Raw genomic sequence first — 273 nt, forward strand, 5'->3', positions numbered from 1 at the left:
GCACATGTCATGTCTCCCTGAAATTTATGGCCTTCCCGGTTAGCGCCGGGAAGGTTCGATCCTTGGGTCTATTGCTTGACGTAGATCGCGTCGTAATTGATGACGCGGGTCGGATCGATGTAGATGTTGTCAGCGCCGCCCATGCGCAGCGACTTGGCGACGACGCGGCGTTCGTTGATGACGGGGATCCACGGCGCATCGGCCATGATGTCGGTAAAGATCTTGCCCCAGGCGGCGGTGCGCTCGGTCGCCTTTGCCGGATCGGACATGGAG

General features: G+C 59.7%; 1 pseudogene. It reads right to left on the minus strand.

Annotated elements, in window-relative coordinates:
• Positions 1–68: 68 nt before the first annotated feature.
• Positions 69–273, minus strand: a pseudogene (locus tag AF337_RS16065) (ABC transporter substrate-binding protein); the annotation flags it as partial.

Source organism: Rhizobium ecuadorense (genome assembly GCF_001187535.1).
Classification (GTDB): domain Bacteria; phylum Pseudomonadota; class Alphaproteobacteria; order Rhizobiales; family Rhizobiaceae; genus Rhizobium; species Rhizobium ecuadorense.